This is a genomic window from Pseudomonas sp. ZT5P21 (assembly GCF_054897785.1).
On sequence record NZ_CM142705.1, the window covers coordinates 3,472,973 to 3,492,829 of the forward strand.

The window sequence follows — 19,857 nt, forward strand, 5'->3', positions numbered from 1 at the left end:
CTAGCCGTCTGGCACCACAACCACAAAAAACGCCTCACCATCATCCCCACCCGCTTCAACCGCCAACGCCGCGAAGTCTGCTTCATGCCCGAAAACGCCACCGAACCCGTCTTCGTCCCCTGGGAGTCCCTCTCCGCTTGGGTCATCGAAGCCCAAGGCGCCACCCAATACGGCATCCACCGCCAATACGGCATGGGCATCGGTTTCCAGCACGGCGAGACCCTGACCAGCGTCGAGTTCCCCTGTTTCGGCCTCTCCATCGCCATCAGCCACTGGGAAGCCATTCGCGGCTACATGGAATACGAAATCCACGACCTCAAATCGATCCAGGACCCGCAAGACCTGCAAGGCCCCGACGACCCACCCCGCGAAGGCCTGCACACCTTCCACAACGCCCGAGCGCGAATGCACCAGCAAATACGCGACGGCCAGCGCAACCGGATCTCGGGATTTTTCTGGTACCTGTACCACGTCATGACGTTGTGGACGATTCCCAACCACCTGGTCGAATGGGAGGTCCGCCGCCTTCAGAAAATCGGCCCGCAGGCCATGCCCGACGTGATGCGTGAATGGTCCGAGCCGCTGCCGAAGGAACAATGGGCGAAACCGAGCGAAGAGTTGCTGCACCTGAGCGAACAGGTCCGAGCCCTGCAAAAACGTCAGCCACGACGGCCGATCACTGAGATTTTTGTTGAAGTGCAGCGTTTGAATCCTACCGACAAGCGTCGCGCATGAGTCGCTTTCCAGCACCCGCGCCGTCGCAATCTGAGGTTGCGACGAAGCGGCTAGCTGCCACTTTCACGAATGGACACTTTCAATTTGTAATCGCCACGACCGTCGCCTTATCCCTTCAACAAGCCATCCGCGATTGTCCCCGAAAAAGTTTTCTCCACCGGCCCAATAAGAAATACCGGCCCCATCCCATCCCATTGAACCGTCACCACTCCGCCATCGCATTCAACCTCAACGGTACTGTCCAACAAGCCACGACGAATCCCGTTAACAACCGCGCCACAAGAGCACGAACCCGAGCCGAGTGGAATACCGCCCCCGCGTTCCCAGATCCGCAGCCGGATGTGCTTGCGGTCAATGATCTGGACGAAGTGCACATTCGTTTTGAGTGGAAACAGGGGGTTGGTTTCAATAGTCGAGCCGAATGTTGCGATATCAATCGCCGTCAGATCATCGACGAAATAAGTGCAGTGTGGATTGCCCATGCTGCACGCTGTCGGACCACCCTCAAGGGGCAACTCAGCCGTATCCAGCTCCAGAGCCAGGGGAATATCCGACCAGCCGATAAGCGGCGCCCCCATGTTGACCGAAATGGCGCCGGTTGAGGTTCGTTCGCAGGTGAGTAGTCCGCGGCTGGTGCGAAGTGTTATCGAAGTAGAATTCGATTCGCGCATCAACATGTCCGCTGCACCGCGCGTTGCGCTGCCACAAGTCTCCAGCGGGGAGCCATCGGCGTTCCAGAACATCAAGCGCGCCGCTGCGTCATCACAGTCGAGCAGCACCGCGAGTTGATTGAATCCGACGCCTCGGTTGCGATCGCCCATTCGCCGAGCCAGGGTACTTGTCACCGGATTGACCGAGTTTCGCGCGTCCACAACAACGAAGTCGTCGCCATTGGCGTGCATCTTGTGGAAGCTCAACGGCATTAACAGATCCTGCGACGAGAAATACGGACGATTAAAGGCGATTCAGCCATCACGACGGCAACAGATCCAGTGTGCGCTCCACCTCGTCAATGTCGATTTTGAAGCCATCGCCCTCAGGCGTTCCGACCACAAAGCCAAAATTCTGCTGGTCGCGATCCGTCAGGTACTTGAAATAACTGACGAAGCGGTTCGGTGGCTGCAGCGTCAGCAACGAACCGCCCTGCTTCAGTACATTGACACCATGTACGAGCTGACTGCCTTCGACCCCGATGACGGTCTGCGCGCCGGCACAGGTCGCCACAATGGTGGGAACGTCTGTTTTCAGAGGATCGAGTACTCGAAACCCCCGAGTCGTGTGCAGATGTTCGGCGATCTCGAGTTCGTTGCGCAAAAGGCGCAAGTCACCGGCGCTACCGCGAAGAATGAACACGCCAGGGTGATCCTCATGGCTCACGTGCGACAACAGTTTTTCACCCATGGCGCGGTAACGCAGGTGCCTGCTTTGGTTGTTGCTGAAATCGTCGAATAGCACGAGTTCATGAAAAAACGCGCCGTTCAAGCGAACCGGCTTCATGCCAAGCCAGTCTTCGTACGCGAGGGTTTGGGCAGACAGAGGAAATCTGGCGGATGGCGCGGTGGTCACCGGGACGCCTTCGTCGCAGGCCAATGAATAGGTCGGGAAGTCTTCCATCAACCGGGTACCAAACCAGGTATTGCCATTTTGCGTGCAGAAGACGGCCGCGCGGTCTATTTCGTTCTCCACGATAACGCGCGGAAACATACCAGGCTTGAGAGACAACCAGAAACTCGCCTTGTCCTTGTAGAGCGCCCCATCGATCAGCCAGACATTTTCGAGCAAGTAACCCCGTGTCGGGCCTTGTACCACGTCACCCAGCCCTTCCATGGTGCGCGCGGGATGTTCGAACGGAAAAAAACGCTTCGCCTCCCAACCGGTCACACGATCCATTTGACCGGGCAGGAAGAAAGCCGGCGGAGAATGCGACATCCCACCCGGTGCAACGTCCCAGCGTTTCACCGCCAGGCTTTTCAAGTTGATCTCTGCGTTGCGTGCGAGTCTTTTTCTTGCCATGTACCTGTAAGCGGCAAGGGTCCATTTCTTTCGATGACCAGCGGTTGAAGTGCTGATTTGCGAGACATCGCTTTCCATGAAAAGTCCTCCCTTCGGGACAGAATGTCCTGAAAATATTCAGCTGGATGGAATCCTTTCCATAACGGGTGGGGTCTGCAAGTTAGCGTAGCGAACGCGCAAGGTTTCGAGAAACTGTTCGCCCGAATTGTTTGCGCAATAGAGGTAAATCTTGTGCAGTCCGCCAAATACCATTTCATGGTAACGGCTGGCGACCTCTTCATCGCTTGGCCCGTCAGGCAAGCCCAGGTGAAGGGTCAATTCCTTTCCTTCGGCAGCGAAAAGCGGCGTATCCCAAAGGAATCGGGCTACACCGGACTTGGGGAGTCGCAGAAACATGTAAGCGTGGTTTCCCAGGGAATCAACGTCACCGCCGCGCCTTCTTTTCCATTTCAGCAGTCCGTCATCCGGCCGTGCCACGCACAGACCGATGTCGTAATAATCGAAGCCGTTATCGATCGCGGATTCAAGCGCCATGAAAGTGGTAATCGCGTTGACTTCGCCCAGTCGTTTGGCATCTGAAAAAACCGCCTCGGTGTATCCGAAACGCAGCGTGCTCCAGTAGCGCTTTCCCCCGCGCGTTATGACGCAGCCAAGGTGACAGGCAACCACCTCGTCACCGCGCATGATCAGGTCGAGACGCCCGACAGTCCTGGCTAGCCTGAACACTTCCTCGGTAGGAAATTGCGCGACGTGGATGCCTTGCCTTGCTGCCGCATAAGGGCGAAGCATTTCCCTGTCGGCCTTTTCTATGTCTTCATCCAGCAGCGCCTGTCTCATGTGATAGAGCGGTCGGTTCTTGCGAATGTTTCGACGCAACTCACTATCGTATTTTGCGGTGATGTCCGCGATGGATCGCCCCAGCGGCACGACGGCACTCAGATACAAGGGGACAGACAAGGCTCCCGGGGTCCGCACTTCACTGACCACCACCACATGCTTCGACGCGGCAGGTTCGGGCTCGCCCTCGGCCATGGAGATATTCCCCAGAGACTTCCCGCCGATGAGCAGCTTGGCCATCTCCCGCTGCTGTTTCCTTCCGATATAGAGGATCTCGTAAGAACTGTCCTTCTGCAGCCTGAACCTGGCAATTTCCCAACGCCAGACACATGCACGCCCAAGAATGTCTCGCCACCAGTTTGAAGCTTGTCTCATCTCATAGCGCATTGAAGGAGAGATGAGTTTTCGGATAACGGCCGCCACGTTCTCTTTCATTGCTTCGTCATCCTTGTGAATTTTCTGTTGTGCAGATCAGAAAAAGATCATGGCTGAACTTCAAGAGGCGTACTTAGACCTTGATATTTAAGACATATTTGGTGAGACAAGGCTTGCAGATTCAGTACTATTAAAGATCAAGGCCGTGGGTTTGCAAGCGGCACACCGGTAATTGTGATTGACACCGCCCACAAAAAAGCCCACTGACCGTCACCGGATCAGTGGGCTTTTCGATCAAGCCCCTGGTTACAGAGCCATATCACTCGCGGCATTAGCCTTCGGCGCCTTTGGCGCTTGCGCCGGAACAGCAGCCGGAGCCGCCACCTGACCAATCGCTGGCGGCGGAGTCAGCTGCAGCACCTTGGCGGTGTAAGCCCACTCTTGAGCCACTTTTTCAGGGCTACCGTTCAGCTGAGTGCCATAGCTCGGCACGATCTGATGCAGTTTTTCCTGCCAGGCAGGCGAAGCAACCTTGTCCTTGAACACTTTCTGCAGCACGGTCAGCATGATCGGCGCAGCAGTCGAGGCACCCGGCGATGCGCCCAGCAAGCCGGCGATGGTGCCGTCAGCGGAAGCAACGATTTCAGTACCCAACTTCAGCACGCCACCGGCAGCTTCATCACGCTTGATGATTTGCACGCGCTGGCCGGCTTGCCACAGGCGCCAGTCTTCAGCCTTGGCGTTCGGGAAGTATTCTTTCAGGGCGTTGAGGCGGTCTTCGTCAGACAGCATAAGCTGGCCCGCGAGGTACTCGACCAGCGGGTATTCCTTGATGCCGACCTTGGTCATTGGCCACACGTTGTGTGTGGTGGTGGTGGTCAGCAGGTCCAGGTACGAGCCTTCTTTGAGGAACTTGGTGCTGAAGGTCGCAAATGGGCCAAACAGGATGACGCGCTTGCCGTCCAGGACTCGGGTGTCCAGGTGCGGAACCGACATCGGCGGTGCGCCGACGGAGGCTTTGCCGTAGGCCTTGGCCAGGTGTTGCTCGGCGAGGGTCGGGTTCTCGGTCACGAGGAACGAGCCGCCTACCGGGAAGCCTGCGTATTCCTTGGCTTCAGGAATGCCCGACTTCTGCAGCAGATGCAGTGCACCGCCGCCCGCGCCGATGAACACGAACTTGGCGTCGGTTTCGGTTTTAGTGCCGTCTTTCAGGTTTTTGTAGCTGACGCGCCAGGTGCCGTCGTCGTTCTTGGTGATGTCTTGCACTTCGCTAGACAGTTTCAAGTCGAATTTCGGGGTGGTCTGCAGGTGCGCAACGAACTGACGGGTGATTTCGCCGAAGTTCACGTCGGTGCCGATCGGACTCCAGGTGGCCGCGATTTTCTGGTTCGGGTCGCGCCCTTCCATCATCAGCGGTACCCACTTCTTGATCACAGCCGGGTCTTCCGAATACTGCATGCCGGCGAACAGCGGGCTCGCTTGCAGGGCTTCGTAGCGCTTTTTCAGGAACTTGATGTTGTCGTCGCCCCACACAAAGCTCATGTGCGGCGTGGAGTTGATGAACGAACGCGGGTTTTTCAGCACGCCCTGCTGAACCTGCCAGGCCCAGAACTGACGGGAGATCTGGAACGCTTCGTTGATTTCAACGGCTTTCGGGATCTGAACGTTGCCCTTGTCGTCTTCCGGCGTGTAGTTCAACTCGGCCAGGGCGGAGTGACCGGTACCGGCGTTGTTCCAGCCGTTGGAGCTTTCCTGGGCGACGCCATCGAGGCGCTCGACCATTTCCATCGACATGCCGGGTTCCAGCTCGTTGAGCCAGACACCGAGGGTCGCGCTCATGATGCCGCCGCCGATAAGCAGCACATCGACTTTCTTTGCCTCTTCCGCGTGAACGGACGTGATCCCCATCGACAAAGCCAGCCCCAGCAGGGCTGTGTTCATTTTCTTAAACATCTGTAGCACCTATGATAAAACGCCATCCGCCCTTCCATCCCGATGACGAAACCCTTTCTCACACGGCATTCAGGCAGGATGTCGTGGGTCTCGCACATAAGAACCGGAGGGTGGGCACACAAGGCCGACGTGTTCCATCGACCTCAGTTTATATGTCCCTTCTGAACTGACTTTTTATCTTTATTGGCTTCAGCTACTTGAGCGACAGTGATTCTGTTGGCGCGTCTCGAGGACACGCAAACTGAATAGTTCAAACCAAGTTGCTGCGAAGAATATCACGACATCGCAAACCCGCGCGTCTGTTGCCGACCTGATAGTCCGAACACGCGTGCCGGGGACACTATACTGATCCTGATTTTTTCGACGAGCCGGTGAGGAGCAGTTATGAGCGACACAGACAATCTGCGCAAATATTCCTCGCAAGTGGTCGACGGCGTGGAGCGCGCGCCCGGCCGCTCGATGCTGCGAGCCGTGGGTTTTACCGACGAGGATTTCAAGAAGCCACAGATCGGCATCGCCTCTACCTGGGCGATGGTCACGCCGTGCAACATGCACATCGACAAGCTTGCGCTGGAAGTGGAAAAAGGCGCGAATGCCGCCGGGGCCAAGGGCGTCATTTTCAACACCATCACCATTTCCGACGGCATCGCCAACGGCACTGAGGGCATGAAGTATTCATTGGTGTCGCGCGAAGTGATCGCTGATTCTATTGAGGTGGTGACCGGTTGTGAAGGTTTTGACGGTCTCGTGACGGTGGGCGGCTGCGACAAGAACATGCCGGGGTGCCTGATCGGCATGGCACGCCTGAACCGCCCTTCTATCTTCGTCTATGGCGGGACGATCCGGCCCGGCGCCGGCCACACCGACATCATTTCCGTGTTCGAAGCCGTGGGACAGAACGCGCGCGGCGACATCAACGAGATTCAGGTCAAGCAGATCGAGGAAGTGGCGATTCCCGGACCCGGTTCCTGCGGCGGGATGTACACCGCCAACACCATGGCCTCGGCCATTGAAGCGATGGGCATGAGCTTGCCCGGTTCCAGCTCTCAGGACGCCGTCGGCAGCGAAAAGGCCTCGGACAGTTTCCGCGCCGGTCAACAAGTCATGGAGCTGCTGAAGCTGGACCTCAAGCCGCGGGACATCATGACCCGCAAAGCGTTCGAAAATGCAATTCGCGTGGTGATCGCCCTCGCCGGCTCGACCAATGCGGTGCTGCATCTGTTGGCCATGGCACACGCGGTGGACGTCGAGCTGACGCTGGATGATTTTGTCGAGCTTGGCAAAGTGTCGCCGGTGGTGGCCGACCTGCGCCCCAGCGGCAAATACATGATGAGCGAGCTGGTCGCCATCGGCGGCATTCAACCGCTGATGAAGCGCATGCTCGCGGCCGGCATGTTGCATGGCGATGTGATGACGGTGACCGGTAAGACCCTTGCGGAAAACCTCGAAAACGTGGCGGATTACCCCGAAGGCCAGGACGTGATCCTGCCGTTCGACCAGCCGGTGAAAAAGGACTCGCACCTGGTGGTGCTGCGCGGCAACCTTTCGCCCACCGGCGCGGTGGCCAAGATCACTGGCAAGGAAGGCCTGCGCTTCGAAGGCACGGCTCGGGTTTATCACGGTGAAGAAGGTGCGCTGGCCGGCATTCTCAACGGCGAAGTGAAGGCGGGCGACGTGATCGTGATCCGCTACGAAGGGCCCAAGGGCGGCCCCGGCATGCGCGAAATGCTCTCGCCGACGTCGGCGGTCATGGGCAAAGGCCTGGGCAAGGACGTTGCGTTGATCACCGACGGCCGTTTCTCCGGTGGTTCGCACGGTTTCGTGGTGGGCCACATTACGCCGGAAGCCTTTGATGGCGGGCCGATTGCGTTGATTGAAGACGGTGACAGAATCACCATCGATGCCGAAACCCGGCAGATCACGGTCGATGTTAGCGACGCTGAACTGGCCGAGCGCAAAACCCGCTGGGTGCGGCCGGAATCCAGATACAAACGCGGGGTGTTGGCGAAGTATGCGAAGACGGTGTCCAGTGCCTCGGAGGGGGCGGTTACGGATAAGTATCTTTAACTTTGGATCTGTTGCGTCTGAGTGATTGCCATCGCGAGCAAGCTCGCTCCCACAGTTGATTTCAGCGTTCACACAATCAATGTGGGAGCGAGCTTGCTCGCGATGGCGTCCTGTCAGCCAACATCAATGTTGAATGGGCTTCACAGTCGAAAGCGATCAACCGATTGCGACAACTCACCCGCCAACGAGGACAACTCGTCAGTCGTCGAAGCCGTCCGGCCAATCACCTTGCTGTTCCCTTCAGACATCCCCGCAATCATTTCCACCTGATGCGCGATTTCATTACTGGCCAGGCTCTGCTCGCCGATCGTGCGGGAGATATCATTCACCAGTTGCGTGGTGTTCAACGTGGCCTCGAGGATTTCGCGGATGGCGCGCTCGACGTCGGCGGTGACGGCCATGCCTTTGTCGACCTGAGCCACGCCCGCCTCCATGCTGGTGACCGCCTCGCGGGTGCTTTGCTGGATGCGCGCAACCATGGTGGCGATTTCCTGGGTGGAGGCGCTGGTGCGCCCTGCCAGACTGCGGACTTCGTCGGCCACCACGGCGAACCCGCGGCCCTGCTCACCGGCACGCGCGGCCTCGATGGCGGCATTCAGCGCCAGCAGGTTGGTTTGATCGGCGATGCCCTTGATCACCTGAATGATGCTGAAAATGCCTTCGGATTCCTTGTCCAGCGTGCGAATGACCTGGGCCGACTGCTGCGCCGAACGCGCAATCCCGTCCATGTCGTTGACCACTTGATGGATCACCCGACCGCCATCCTTGGCCAGAGCCTCAGCCTGGTTGGCCATGTTCAGCGCGCGCTCGGCGTGGCGGGTGATTTCCTCGATGCTCGCGGTCATTTCGCTCGCAGCGGCGGCCATAGTGCTGGCGGCGACGCTTTGCTGCTGGCTACTCCCCGCGACTTCGTGGCAGCCATTGCTCAACTGCTCGCTCATGCCACTGACGCCATGGGCGTTGCTGCGCACGACTTCGATCATGCCGCGCAAATCGCGCTGCATGGTCGCGAGGCTGCGGATCAACGCACCGGCTTCATCCTTGCGGGTGGACTCGGCAATCGGTTCGCTCAAGTTGCCGTGGGCGATGCTCTCGGCAATGCGGCTGGCGGTTTGCAACGGCCCCAGGATGCTCAAAATCACCCAGCGGCCTTGGGCGAGCAGCAGCAACAGGCTGGCGATGAGCACGATACCGATTGTGAGGTTGGCGTTGCTGATGGCCTGCTGAGTGCTTGCGCTGGTCTGCTGGGTGTTGGTCTCGATCAACTCGCTGAGGTCGGCCATCTGGTCTTCCAGTTGGCTGAACGCAGTGTTGAACTTGCCCAGTTCTTTTTGCGCGGCATCCGGGTTTTCCAGGGCCAGCCCGATAATGCGCTCGGCGGCGCTGATGTAGGTATCGAGGCTGGGTTTGATCTTGTTCAGGCCCGCCTTGATGGTGTCGTTGACCGGCAGCTTGAGATTCTCACCCAGCACTTCACGAAAATGCGAGGCGTGTTCCTCGATGGAACTGCGCACCTCAGCGGGAGTACTGGTGCTTTTTCCCAGCCCGACCAGCATGGCGGACAGGACGTCTGCGCGCAACGCGTCGTGCATCATGTCGGCTTCGAGATGATTGCGCAGCGCGGCCATGCTGACCTCGTTGTCATTCACTGCGGTCGCCATTTTCGAATTGCCCAGGTAACTGACCAGGCTCATGATCAAGGCCGTGAGCAGACCAGTGCCAATCAGCAGGATCAAGCGTAATTTTATCGACACTCTGTGGGTCTCCTGTCAGTTGGGTACAACCATTCGCGCGGATGGCTTCTGAACAGGTTATCGACTGCTGAAAGCAGGAATTGAAGGCGAAATCCGTATACGCCGTTTTTTACGACATGCGGTAATTCTCGCCCAGCAATGCTTGCAACGTCAGCGCATTGCCCACTGCAAAACCACTGGCGGTGTTATCAAAGATGCACCAGTTGACAGCGCCCGCCTGCTCCGCGTTGTGCACGTGCCGTGCCAGCACTTCCAGTCGGGTCGGGTCGTAACTGCTGTGATAAATGCGCGGTGAGCCGTGCCAGCGCCAGTAATGGATCCCCGGCCAACCACCCGGCCTGTCGCCACCGGTAATCGCCGATGGATCGGCAGCCACCCGGCCGATTTTCTGCTCGATCAACAAAGCCTCAGCGTCCAGCCAGCTTGCATGCCGGGGCTCAAGCACCACCGGTCCGGTGTATCGTTGACGTAGCGCCATGAAAAACGCCGAAGCGATCTCCTCCTCATAAGCCAGCGACGGCGGCAGTTGAATCAGAATACAACCCAGGCGCTCACCCAGCGCCGTGCACTGGGACAGAAACTCGTCCAGCAAACACTCGCAGCCCTGCAAGCGTTGAACATGGGTGATGAGCTTGGGCATCTTCACCGAAAAACGAAAGGCAACCGGCACCGACTGCGCCCAGCGCAAATAGGTTTGTGGCCGATGAGGACGATGAAACGAGCTGTTAATTTCAACCGCCGTCAATTGCGACGCATACCGCTGCAAGTGCGTGCCATCGACAGGAAACTGCGGCCAGTGGTCGCGAGGCAGGTTCCAGCCAGCGCAACCGACGTAAATCTGATTCCCCTCGTTCAATAGAGCACTCCGGCAGCATCGCGCATGAAAATCTCCACGGTCTTGGGCCCTACGCCGTCGAACTCGCGCAAGCGCTGTTCAAAGGCCTCGCGATCCTCGCTGGCCTCGCGGATGTGTCCGATCTTGCCTGCATACTCGTCGCAGAGCTTTTTACTCAGGTTCAACAAGCGTGTGGCGGTGGTTTCGTCGTATCGAACGTAGTGAGCTTCGCCCAACATCATCACCAGTTCGCGATGGGTACAGCTTCCAAGCTTGCGCGCAGTGTCACGGCCGTGCTTTTCCACGATGACGCGGTAAGCCTGCGCGGCGATTTCAGCCTGGATGCGTTTACCCATCAGGAAGCTGGCGATTAACCATTTGAACATGGCGCTTTCATCATCCCGTTGAACATGAATGCCGAGGTCGCTGGCGTTGATCGTTTTGCCCATGAGCGGCGTCCCCGTCCGGAACAAGATGCGGTTCCTTAACTTCGAGAAACCCTCGCCCCGCAAGTTCGATCTGGAGGAGGCAAAAGGGCAAATGGCTGCTGGTCCGGCAAATCGAACCCCTCCCGCCTGGATAGGTCTGTTCCTGTATGACTTCTCGGGAATACGATCCTATGTCCACCCATCACAACCTTGTCGTACTCGCTCGGGGCGGATATGCCGCTCGAGGCGTTCTTTATCTCGTCATTGGTATCTTCGCTCTGCTGGCGGCTCTCGACTCGACTAAACCGAAAGATAGTCAAAAGAGCTTGGAGGCGTTGTTAAGCCAGCCATTCGGTTATGTTTTAGTCGGGCTGGTGGTGGCTGGTCTACTCGCCTTCGCCGGTTGGCGAGTGTTGCAAGCAATACGCGACGTTGATCATCACGGTAAAAAACTCAAGGGATTGGTCATTCGTGCAGGATTGTTGGTGGGAGGCATCGTCAACGGTGCCCTAGCGTTTTTTGCCTTGGGCCTACTCATTAGCGGCATCAGAAGTTCGGGCAATACCGGAGGTGGGCAAACCAAGGATTTACTGGCGCATCTGTTGTCCTGGGAGCATTCGGATTTAATGCTGTACCTCGTCGCACTCGTACCACTTGGCGTAGGCATTGCTCATATCATCAAGGGTTGGAAGGCGTCGTTCGAGAAGTATTTTGAAGCTGACGAAGACGTTATGCGGTACGTCCGTCCGGTGTCTCGGCTTGGCCTTATAGCTCGTGGAATCGTCTTTATCGAGATTGGCCTGTTGCTGATATTCAGTGGCTCGAATTACAAAGCCCTGGATCCACCGGGTATGAAGGACGCCCTCGATGCTCTGCAGAACCTGCCGGCTGGAGGTATGGTCTTGATGGTAATGGCCTCGGGGCTGATCGCCTTTTCGGTTTACAGCTTTGCTGAAGCCGCCTGGCGCAAGATCAATATGGATGTGCCGGGCATAGCCTGAGGCATTGCGCGAGCGCAACCCGCCTCGCCTTGTGGACGGGCGATAACCGTCTTCAAGGATCGACTTGAGTCATCAGTTCAGCGACCGTTTCCGGGCGGTTGGCGAGGCGCTGCGCAAGCACTGCGCAGACCATCAACTGAATCTGGTGGAACAGCATCAACGGCAGGATCAATACGCCAATGGTGCTGCCGGCGAACAACACCTGAGCCATCGGCACGCCGGTGGCCAGGCTCTTCTTTGAACCACAGAACAGGATGGTGATGCGGTCTTCCTGATTGAAGCCAAAGGCCTTGCCCAGCACGGTGGATGCCAGCAAGACCAGACCCAGCACGATGCAGCAAACCACCACCAACCCGGCCAGTTCCCAAAGCGGTATCTGCTGCCAGATGCCTTCGATCACCGCCTCGCTGAACGCACCGTAGACCACCAACAGGATCGAGCCGTGGTCGACGAACTTCAGCCAGCTCTTGTTGCGCGCCACCCAGGCGCCGATCCAGCGTCGGGCGATCTGCCCGGCAACGAAAGGCAACAACAGTTGAATACTGATTTTTACGATGGCATCAAGCGTCGAGCCACCCTCGCCGTGTACGTCGAGGAGCAACGTCACCAACAACGGCGTGAGGAAAATCCCGAACAGGCTAGAGGCCGCCGCACTGCAAATCGCTGCCGGAATATTCCCGCGAGCCAAGGACGTGAAAGCAATCGCCGACTGCACGGTGGCGGGCAGCGCGCAGAGGTAGAGCATGCCCATGTACAGATCGTCGCCGACCAGCGGCGAGAGCAAGGGTTTGAGCGCCAGGCCGATCAGTGGGAAGAGGATGAAAGTAAGACTGAACACCAGCAAATGCAGGCGCCAGTGTCCGGCACCGGCGATGATCGACTCGCGCGACAGTTTAGCGCCATGCAGGAAAAACAGCAGGGCAATAGCGATGTTGGTCAGCCAGCCAAAACCGACCGCGACCTGGCCGCTGGCGGGCAGCAGGCTGGCGAGAACCACCACGCCGATCAAGGTCAGGGTAAAGTTGTCGGGCAAGAAACGGGGGCGGGTCATCGGTATCATCCGGCGGTGGCGAGGAACGTTGTGTCAACTCTAACGCGCCTGCCGAATGCCGACCAACGCAAATAGGCCAGTAAATGTCGTCTAACAGACATAACGCTGAGGCGAATGCATTCGTTAATAAACACAACGGCAGCGGCAACTTCATCCGAACGCGGTACTCGCCATTACACAAATCAATTGTAGGAGCCGGCTTGCTGGCGATAGCGGCCGAAAGGGCAATGCAAGGCTCGAGGCCCAATCGCCAGCAAGCCGGCTCCTACAGGGGAACGAGTACATCCGAAGAATCAGCTCGGCTGTCAGGTATTCACCGCGCCTGCTCAATCATCCTCATGCAACTTGATGCCCCGGGCGTGTAGCAGATGCGGTACCGCCAGCACCAGCAGCGTCAATGCAAGTAACGCAGCGGAAATCGGTTGCGTCAGAAACACCGTCCAGTCGCCCTCGCTGATCGACAAGGCGTTGCGCAGTTGTTTTTCCGCCATCGGCCCTAGCAACATGCCCACGATCACCGGGGCGACAGGGAAGTCGAAACGACGCATCAATACCCCGCCCCACCCGATCGCCAGCATCAGCAACAGGTCGAAGGAAGAGTGGCGCATGCCGTAGACACCGATGGTGGCGAACACCAGGATCCCGGCGTTCAAGTACGGCCGGGGGATTTGCAGCAACTTCACCCAGAGCCCTACCAACGGAAGGTTCAATACCAGCAGGATGACATTGCCGATGTACAGCGATGCCACCAGGGTCCAGACCAGTTCCCCCGAGGTTTCAAACAGCAGGGGGCCCGGCTGCAAGTTGTAATTCTGGAACGCGGCCAACAGGATGGCTGCCGTGGCCGACGTCGGGATACCGAGGGTCAGCAACGGCACCAGAGAACCGGTCGCACTCGCGTTGTTCGCCGCTTCAGGACCGGCGACACCCTCGATGGCGCCCTCGCCTTTGCTGGCGGCAAATTCTTTCGGGTATTTGCTGAGTTTGCGCTCGGTCGAATAGGACAGAAACGTCGGAATCTCTGCACCACCGGCCGGAATGGACCCGAAGGGAAACCCGATCAGCGTGCCCCGTAGCCACGCCGGAACCGAGCGTTTCCAGTCGGCGCGCGTCATCCACAAGGAGGTCAGGCGATGCTGGCCCGTCGCCTCTTCTTTATGATAAAGCAGGCTGTACAACGCTTCGCCCACGGCAAATAACCCGACCGCCACGAGCACGACTTCTATGCCATCGACCAACTCCGGTACGCCCAGGGTGTAGCGAGCAATACCCGAGGTCGAGTCCAGGCCAATCAAGCCAATGGTCAGGCCTATACCCAGCGATGCAAAGCCGCGCAACATCGACGCCCCGAGCACGGCAGACACCGTCGTGAACGACAGCACCAAAATCGCGAAATACTCCGCAGGACCAAAATTGAGCGCCAGCTTGGCCACAACGGGCGCAAACAAGGTCAGCATAATCGTGGCAATGGTGCCGGCCACAAAAGAGCCGATGGCCGCCGTGGCCAAAGCCGGTCCCGCTCGGCCATTGCGCGCCATGAGGTTGCCTTCCAGGGCCGTCACCATGGAAGACGATTCCCCGGGCGTATTAAGCAGAATGGATGTCGTAGAGCCCCCAAACTGAGCACCGTAATAGATACCGGCGAACATGATCAGGGCTCCGGTAGGGTCGACCTTCGCGGTGATCGGCAGCAGCAGTGCCACCGTCAGCGCCGGCCCGATGCCCGGCAAGACACCGATGGCGGTGCCGAGCAGGCAGCCAATAAACCCCCACATCAGATTGATCGGCGTCAGGGCCGAGGAAAAACCCATTGCCAGGCTTGCGAGAATGTCCACCCTGTTGATCTCCTTCGGCCCGGATCAGATCCAGGCGTTGACAAGCGGCGGAAGGGAAACCCCCAGCCCGGCATTGAACAGCCAGTAAATCGGCAACGTCAGGGCGATGCCGATGGCGAGATCGCGCAGTGGCTGGCGACTGCCAAAGCCCCGCGCCGCACAGACAAACAACAGCGCGGCGGCCAGGACGAATCCGATCAGATTGATCAGCACAGCCACCCCCAGCAGCCCCGCCGTCACCCAGGCCACACCCGCTTTGCCACCCGGCAACACTTTGGCGGACTCGTCATCGTGGTCGGCCAGTTCGCGAAAACCGCCGGTGACGGCTTGATAGCACAGCATCACGCCCACCCCGGCCAGAAACACCGCAACGGCATAGGGATAGACATGCGCGCCAAGGATGACGAATCCCATCTCTTCGGGAAACAGAAAGGCGCCGTACGCCAGCACGGCGCTGATGGCTATCACACCGACGCCTATCGTCAGTTGCACCGGCAAGATGCGCTGCGATCGAGTCATGGCTTGACCAGCCCGACCTCGACCAGCATTGCACGCAGCCGCACGTGTTCCGCGTCGACGAATTTGCCGAAGTCGTCACCGGTCAGAATGTTGGGTGACCATTTGTTGGTTTCGATGTTGTCTTTCCAGACTTTGCTGTTGGCTGCAGCCACCACGGCATCGGTGACTTCCTTGCGCTGTTCTGGAGTGAGGCCCGCAGCACCATAGACGCCACGCCAATTGCCGATGACCACGTCATACCCGGCTTCCTTCAACGTCGGCGCGTCGATGCCTGCAACGCGTTCAGGTGCGCCGATGGCGAGCACACGGAACTGACCGTTCCTGATGTATTGGCCAAGCTCGGCATAGCCGCCGGTGATCACCTTGATCTGCCCGCCCAATGCCTGGGCAACCACTTCGCCGCCACCGGCGAAAGCGACGTAATTGACCTTGTTGACGGGAACGCCCATCTTCGCGGCCAATTCGGCGATGCCGATGTGATCGATCGACCCTTTCGAGCCACCGCCCCAAGCAATGCTGGTCGGTTTCTCTTTGAAAACTTTCAGCAAGTCCTCAAGTGTTTTGAATTCGGACTCCTTGCGCACGGCGAGCACGTTGTACTCAGTGAAAAGCCGGGCAATCGGCGTCACCTCCTTCAAGGTAATCTGCGGGGCGTTCTGCTCGATGCCGGTGACCATGATCGCGCCCATGGTGAGGAGTGCATTCGGATCGCCTTTGGTGCTGTTGGCAAACTGCGCCAGCCCGAGCGTGCCCCCCGCCCCACCCTTGTTTTCGAAGGTGGCGGATTTGGCTGCCTTGGCTTCGATCAAGGCTTTGCCCAGGACGCGAGCGGTCTGGTCATAACCACCGCCAACCGAACCGGGGGCCATGAACTTGACGGTATCCAGCGCAAAGGCAGGTGTCGTGAGCGCGGCGGTAATGGCTACAACCGCTAGATAACGGGTGGATCGACGTAACAAAGCGAACATGCGTTTTCTCCCGAGACTTTTGTTTTTATGGGCCACCGGTTGAACGTCGATCGGGACGTCTACCCCGATCAATGGACATCCATCTCGAGATAAGCGTAGGCCATGGTTAGAATGGCGGCATACAACAGTGAATCACTTCTTTTCAGGAAGATGCCTACATGGATGACCCTCGTGCCGGCAACCGCAGCAGCGCGTGGTCGGTGTTTATCATTTTCCTGCGCCTTGGGCTGACCTCTTTCGGCGGCCCCATCGCTCATCTGAGCTACTTCCGGGATGAATTCGTCACACGACGGCGCTGGCTGACGGAACGCAGTTATGCTGATCTGGTCGCGCTATGCCAATTCCTGCCGGGGCCAGCGAGCAGCCAGGTCGGCATTGCACTGGGCATGTCTCGATCCGGGTACCTCGGGGCACTCGCCGCGTGGGCCGGTTTTACCCTGCCTTCGGCCATCGCGCTGGTCCTGTTTGCACTGGGCATTTCCCGATACGGCACGGCCCTGTCGCCCGGTGCGCTGCACGGGCTCAAAGTGGTGGCTGTCGCGGTGGTTGCGCAGGCGGTGTGGGGCATGGCGCGAAATCTGTGTGCGGATGGACTGCGCGTCGCCCTCATGATGATTTCGGCCTGCGTCGTCCTGCTTGAACCGTCCGCCTGGGCACAGGTCGGCGTGATGGTCGTCGCTGGCGTCTGCGGCCTGCGGTTGTTCAAACCCGCGCAGAGTGGCGGGCACGATCCTCTGCCCATCCCCCTCAGCCGGCGAGCCGGAGCGAACTGGCTGTCGCTGTTTCTGGCATTGCTGATCGGTCTGCCGATCTTGAACCAACTGATGCCGAGTCAAACCCTGGCGCTGGTGGATGCCTTCTACCGGGCCGGTTCACTGGTTTTCGGTGGCGGCCACGTCGTACTGCCGCTGCTGCAAGCCGAGGTGGTGCCTTCGGGTTGGGTCAGCAATGAAGCGTTTCTTGCCGGGTATGGCGCTACGCAGGCCGTACCGGGCCCACTGTTCACGTTCGCCGCGTTCCTTGGCGCGTCAATGAGTTCGGCTCCGTCCGGCTGGCTCGGCGGACTGATCTGCCTGCTGGCGATCTACGTGCCGTCGTTCCTGTTGGTCCTGGGCGCCTTGCCTTTTTGGGAACGGTTGCGCAGCAGTGTGCGCACGCAGGCTGCACTGGCCGGGGTGAATGCAGCGGTGGTCGGCCTTTTGCTGGCCGCGCTGTATCAACCGGTGTGGACGAGTGCGATTTTCACAGCACAAGACTTCGGCCTGGCGCTGGTCGCCCTCGTTGCGTTGATGTTCTGGAAGCTACCGCCGTGGCTGGTGGTGCTCGGCTGTGGAGTTGCGGGGTGGCTGTTGAGTGCCGGGTAATTAAACTGGACAGTAACCGTCTGATTTTCGCGCAGTTACTCTTTCAGAAACATTAATCCTGAGACTCTCGACGTAGCACTGAAAATGGCCGGGCTATTCTAAAAAGCCAACTGTACGACTTGAGTTTTATTGATGGAGCGCATCAGGAGACAGAGTATGAAAAGCATGTTCGGCGGCATTGGTTTGTCACTGCTACTGGCGGCAACCACGGCGTTCGCCCACCACGGCTGGAGTGAATACGACTCCGGCAATCCCTTGCAGTTGAACGGCACGATCGAAGATTCGGGTTACTCCCATCCCCATGGATTCGTGCGCCTCAAAACAGCGGACAAGACCTGGAACGTGGTGTTGGCACCGCCCTCGCGCATGGAAAACCGTGGCCTTTCCCGGGAGATGCTCAGTGTCGGTAGCAGCGCCAGCGTGGTCGGCTATCAGAATCGCAACAAACCGGATGAGCTGCGCGCCGAGCGCATCACGGTTGGCGGCAAAACCACAGAGTTACGCTGATGCAAACCTTCACTACTGGCGCTGGTCCGGGTGCGGATACTTGGCTGGACTGGCTGGGTGACTCGCAACTGGGGGCCGCCATGCGGGGCGACCTGTGGTTGTATCCGATGGTGGAGGTGGTTCACATCATCGGGTTTATAGTGCTGGTCGGCTCGGTGTTGATGTTCGATCTGCGGGTGCTCGGGTTGTCGAAAAACATTGCCGTGAAGGATCTGGCCCGCCATCTCCTGACCTGGTCAGCCGCTGCACTGCTGTTGATCGTGCCCGCAGGATTGATGATGTTTTCAGCCCACCCCCATGACTTCGCCTCCAACGGCGTTTTTATCCTCAAGCTTTGCCTGATTGCGACGGCAGGCCTCAATGCAGCGCTGTTCCACGTTGGTGTCTATCGTTCAGTCCATCAATGGAACACCGTCGTCGCGGCGCCCGGCATCGCAAAATGCCAGGCGCTGCTTTCAATCGCGTTATGGCTCACCGTGGTGTCGTGCGGTCGGCTGCTGGCCTACACCTGATCATCAGGTATTGGTTTTCAGCTTGGTCCACAGACGCGTACTCAACCGTGCAATCGCCGCCGGCAATTCCTCGACGGTAAACAGCTTGTCCAGCACGCTCATCGGTGGGTAGATCGCCAGGTCCTGCTTCACGGCCGGGGTCACATAGTGATCCGCGGCGAGGTTGGGGTTGGCGTAATGAATGCTGTTGCTGATGTTCGCAATGACTGGCGGCGTCAGCAGGTAGTTCATGTAGGCGTAGCCGTTCTTCTCGTGCGGCGCGCTTTTAGGCATGACCACCATGTCGAACCACAGGGTCGAGCCTTCGTCAGGAATCGAATAGGCGATGTCGATGCCGTTGTTGGCTTCCTTGGCGCTGGCGGCCGCCTGAACGATGTCGCCATTAAACCCGATCACCGCGCAGACATTGCCGTTCGCCAGGTCGCTGATGTATTTGGAGGCGTGGAAATATTGCACGTATGGCCTGATTTTCAGCAGCGCCTGCTCGGCTTTTTTGTAATCCGCCGGCTCGTGGCTATGGGGCGGCAAGCCCAAATAATTGAGGGTGATCGGCAGTATCTGCGTCGGGTTATCGATAATCGCCACGCCGCACTGGCTGAGCTTCTTGATGTTTTCTTCAGCAAAAAACAGTTTCCACGAATGGGTGACATCGGTGTTGCCAAAAATCGCCTTGATCTTCTCGACGTTGTAGCCAATACCCGCTGTGCCCCACATGTACGGATAGCCGTACTGGTTGCCCGGATCATTGACTTCGAGTTTTTTCATCAACGCCGGATCAAGGTTTTTCCAGTTGGGGAGCTGGCTCCTGTCGAGTTTCTGAATGGCCCCGGCCTTGATCAAGCGCGACAGAAAATGGTTCGAAGGGCTGACCACGTCGTAGCCGGTGTTGCCGGTCATCAGCTTCGATTCCAGCACTTCATTGCTGTCATGGATGTCGTAAGTCGCCTTGATCCCGGTTTCCCGGGTGAAACCGGGCAGGGTGTCGTCGGCGATGTAGCCGTTCCAGTTGGAAATATTGACGACTTCGTCCGCGTAAGTGGCGGCCGACAACGTGGTCAGTACAACCATCAGGGGAATTGTGTTCACGCGCATGTTCAATCACC

18 protein-coding genes and 1 pseudogene are annotated in these 19,857 nt (G+C 58.4%); 6 read left to right on the forward strand and 13 right to left on the reverse strand.

Going from position 1 to position 19,857, the window contains the following annotated elements; translation table 11 throughout:
* Positions 1-84: 84 nt before the first annotated feature.
* Positions 85-735 carry a hypothetical protein gene (locus ACYZT9_RS16125; RefSeq protein ID WP_462006420.1) on the forward strand — a complete coding sequence of 217 codons (651 nt, stop codon included), beginning with the start codon at positions 85-87 and terminating at the stop codon, positions 733-735.
* Between the two features lie 107 nt (positions 736-842).
* Here the strand turns inward: ACYZT9_RS16125 and dapF are convergent, their stop codons facing one another.
* The 4 genes from dapF to mqo all read right to left on the reverse strand — a co-directional run bounded on the left by dapF (position 843) and on the right by mqo (position 5,913).
* A complete protein-coding gene (gene dapF / locus ACYZT9_RS16130) occupies positions 843-1,658 on the reverse strand; it encodes a diaminopimelate epimerase (RefSeq protein ID WP_462006421.1) in 816 nt (271 codons plus the stop codon).
* 49 nt (positions 1,659-1,707) lie between these two features.
* Positions 1,708-2,826 carry a glycosyltransferase 61 family protein gene (locus ACYZT9_RS16135; protein ID WP_462006422.1) on the reverse strand — a complete coding sequence of 373 codons (1,119 nt, stop codon included), beginning with the start codon at positions 2,824-2,826 and terminating at the stop codon, positions 1,708-1,710.
* A 39-nt stretch (positions 2,827-2,865) separates the two neighbouring features.
* Positions 2,866-4,020 carry a hypothetical protein gene (locus tag ACYZT9_RS16140; protein WP_462006423.1) on the reverse strand — a complete coding sequence of 385 codons (1,155 nt, stop codon included), beginning with the start codon at positions 4,018-4,020 and terminating at the stop codon, positions 2,866-2,868.
* Between the two features lie 246 nt (positions 4,021-4,266).
* Complete coding sequence (gene mqo, locus ACYZT9_RS16145; protein ID WP_462006424.1) at positions 4,267-5,913, reverse strand: malate dehydrogenase (quinone); 1,647 nt, start codon at positions 5,911-5,913, stop codon at positions 4,267-4,269.
* Between the two features lie 384 nt (positions 5,914-6,297).
* Here mqo and ilvD point away from each other — a divergent pair, with 384 nt between their 5' ends.
* Positions 6,298-7,980, forward strand: a complete 1,683-nt coding sequence (gene ilvD, locus ACYZT9_RS16150) for a dihydroxy-acid dehydratase (RefSeq protein WP_462006425.1) — start codon at positions 6,298-6,300, stop codon at positions 7,978-7,980.
* 140 nt (positions 7,981-8,120) lie between these two features.
* Here the strand turns inward: ilvD and ACYZT9_RS16155 are convergent, their stop codons facing one another.
* From ACYZT9_RS16155 to ACYZT9_RS16170, 4 genes and pseudogenes are all read right to left on the reverse strand, one after another.
* A complete protein-coding gene (locus ACYZT9_RS16155; RefSeq protein WP_462010238.1) occupies positions 8,121-8,984 on the reverse strand; it encodes a methyl-accepting chemotaxis protein in 864 nt (287 codons plus the stop codon).
* A pseudogene (locus ACYZT9_RS16160) lies at positions 8,979-9,734 on the reverse strand (HAMP domain-containing protein); the annotation flags it as partial. The gene ACYZT9_RS16155 and the pseudogene ACYZT9_RS16160, both read right to left, overlap by 6 nt.
* A gap of 109 nt (positions 9,735-9,843) precedes the next feature.
* On the reverse strand, positions 9,844-10,590 hold the full coding sequence (locus ACYZT9_RS16165) for a DUF72 domain-containing protein (RefSeq protein ID WP_462006426.1): 747 nt from the start codon (positions 10,588-10,590) through the stop codon (positions 9,844-9,846).
* The gene (locus ACYZT9_RS16170; RefSeq protein WP_462006427.1) at positions 10,587-11,018 is read right to left on the reverse strand and encodes an HhH-GDP family DNA glycosylase; all 432 of its coding nucleotides are present in this window, start codon (positions 11,016-11,018) and stop codon (positions 10,587-10,589) included. The genes ACYZT9_RS16165 and ACYZT9_RS16170 overlap by 4 nt, the downstream gene beginning before the upstream one ends.
* A 170-nt stretch (positions 11,019-11,188) precedes the next feature.
* On the opposite strand from ACYZT9_RS16170, the gene ACYZT9_RS16175 reads away from it, so the two are divergent.
* Positions 11,189-11,998, forward strand: a complete 810-nt coding sequence (locus ACYZT9_RS16175; RefSeq protein WP_462006428.1) for a DUF1206 domain-containing protein — start codon at positions 11,189-11,191, stop codon at positions 11,996-11,998.
* 52 nt (positions 11,999-12,050) lie between these two features.
* On the opposite strand, the gene ACYZT9_RS16180 is transcribed toward ACYZT9_RS16175, so the two are convergent.
* The 4 genes from ACYZT9_RS16180 to ACYZT9_RS16195 all read right to left on the reverse strand — a co-directional run bounded on the left by ACYZT9_RS16180 (position 12,051) and on the right by ACYZT9_RS16195 (position 16,371).
* Positions 12,051-13,049, reverse strand: coding sequence for a bile acid:sodium symporter family protein (locus ACYZT9_RS16180; RefSeq protein ID WP_462006429.1), 999 nt, complete (start codon positions 13,047-13,049; stop codon positions 12,051-12,053).
* 326 nt (positions 13,050-13,375) lie between these two features.
* A complete protein-coding gene (locus tag ACYZT9_RS16185; protein WP_462006430.1) occupies positions 13,376-14,884 on the reverse strand; it encodes a tripartite tricarboxylate transporter permease in 1,509 nt (502 codons plus the stop codon).
* Positions 14,885-14,908: 24 nt separating this feature from the next.
* Positions 14,909-15,403, reverse strand: a complete 495-nt coding sequence (locus ACYZT9_RS16190) for a tripartite tricarboxylate transporter TctB family protein (protein WP_462006431.1) — start codon at positions 15,401-15,403, stop codon at positions 14,909-14,911.
* Positions 15,400-16,371: a Bug family tripartite tricarboxylate transporter substrate binding protein gene (locus ACYZT9_RS16195; RefSeq protein ID WP_462006432.1), complete on the reverse strand. Its 972-nt coding sequence runs from the start codon at positions 16,369-16,371 to the stop codon at positions 15,400-15,402. The genes ACYZT9_RS16190 and ACYZT9_RS16195 overlap by 4 nt, the downstream gene beginning before the upstream one ends.
* Positions 16,372-16,529: 158 nt before the next feature.
* Here ACYZT9_RS16195 and chrA point away from each other — a divergent pair, with 158 nt between their 5' ends.
* The 3 genes from chrA (at position 16,530) to ACYZT9_RS16210 (ending at position 18,754) form a co-directional block, all read left to right on the forward strand.
* Positions 16,530-17,735, forward strand: a complete 1,206-nt coding sequence (gene chrA, locus ACYZT9_RS16200) for a chromate efflux transporter (protein ID WP_462006433.1) — start codon at positions 16,530-16,532, stop codon at positions 17,733-17,735.
* A gap of 156 nt (positions 17,736-17,891) precedes the next feature.
* Positions 17,892-18,242 (forward strand): DUF6152 family protein, encoded by a 351-nt coding sequence (locus ACYZT9_RS16205; protein WP_462006434.1) that lies wholly within the window; start codon positions 17,892-17,894, stop codon positions 18,240-18,242.
* On the forward strand, positions 18,242-18,754 hold the full coding sequence (locus ACYZT9_RS16210) for a DUF6644 family protein (RefSeq protein ID WP_462006435.1): 513 nt from the start codon (positions 18,242-18,244) through the stop codon (positions 18,752-18,754). The genes ACYZT9_RS16205 and ACYZT9_RS16210 overlap by 1 nt, the downstream gene beginning before the upstream one ends.
* 3 nt (positions 18,755-18,757) lie before the next feature.
* Here the strand turns inward: ACYZT9_RS16210 and ACYZT9_RS16215 are convergent, their stop codons facing one another.
* Entirely contained in the window at positions 18,758-19,846 is a 1,089-nt protein-coding gene (locus ACYZT9_RS16215) for a polyamine ABC transporter substrate-binding protein (protein ID WP_462006436.1), read from the reverse strand.
* Between the last annotated feature and the right edge of the window lie 11 nt (positions 19,847-19,857).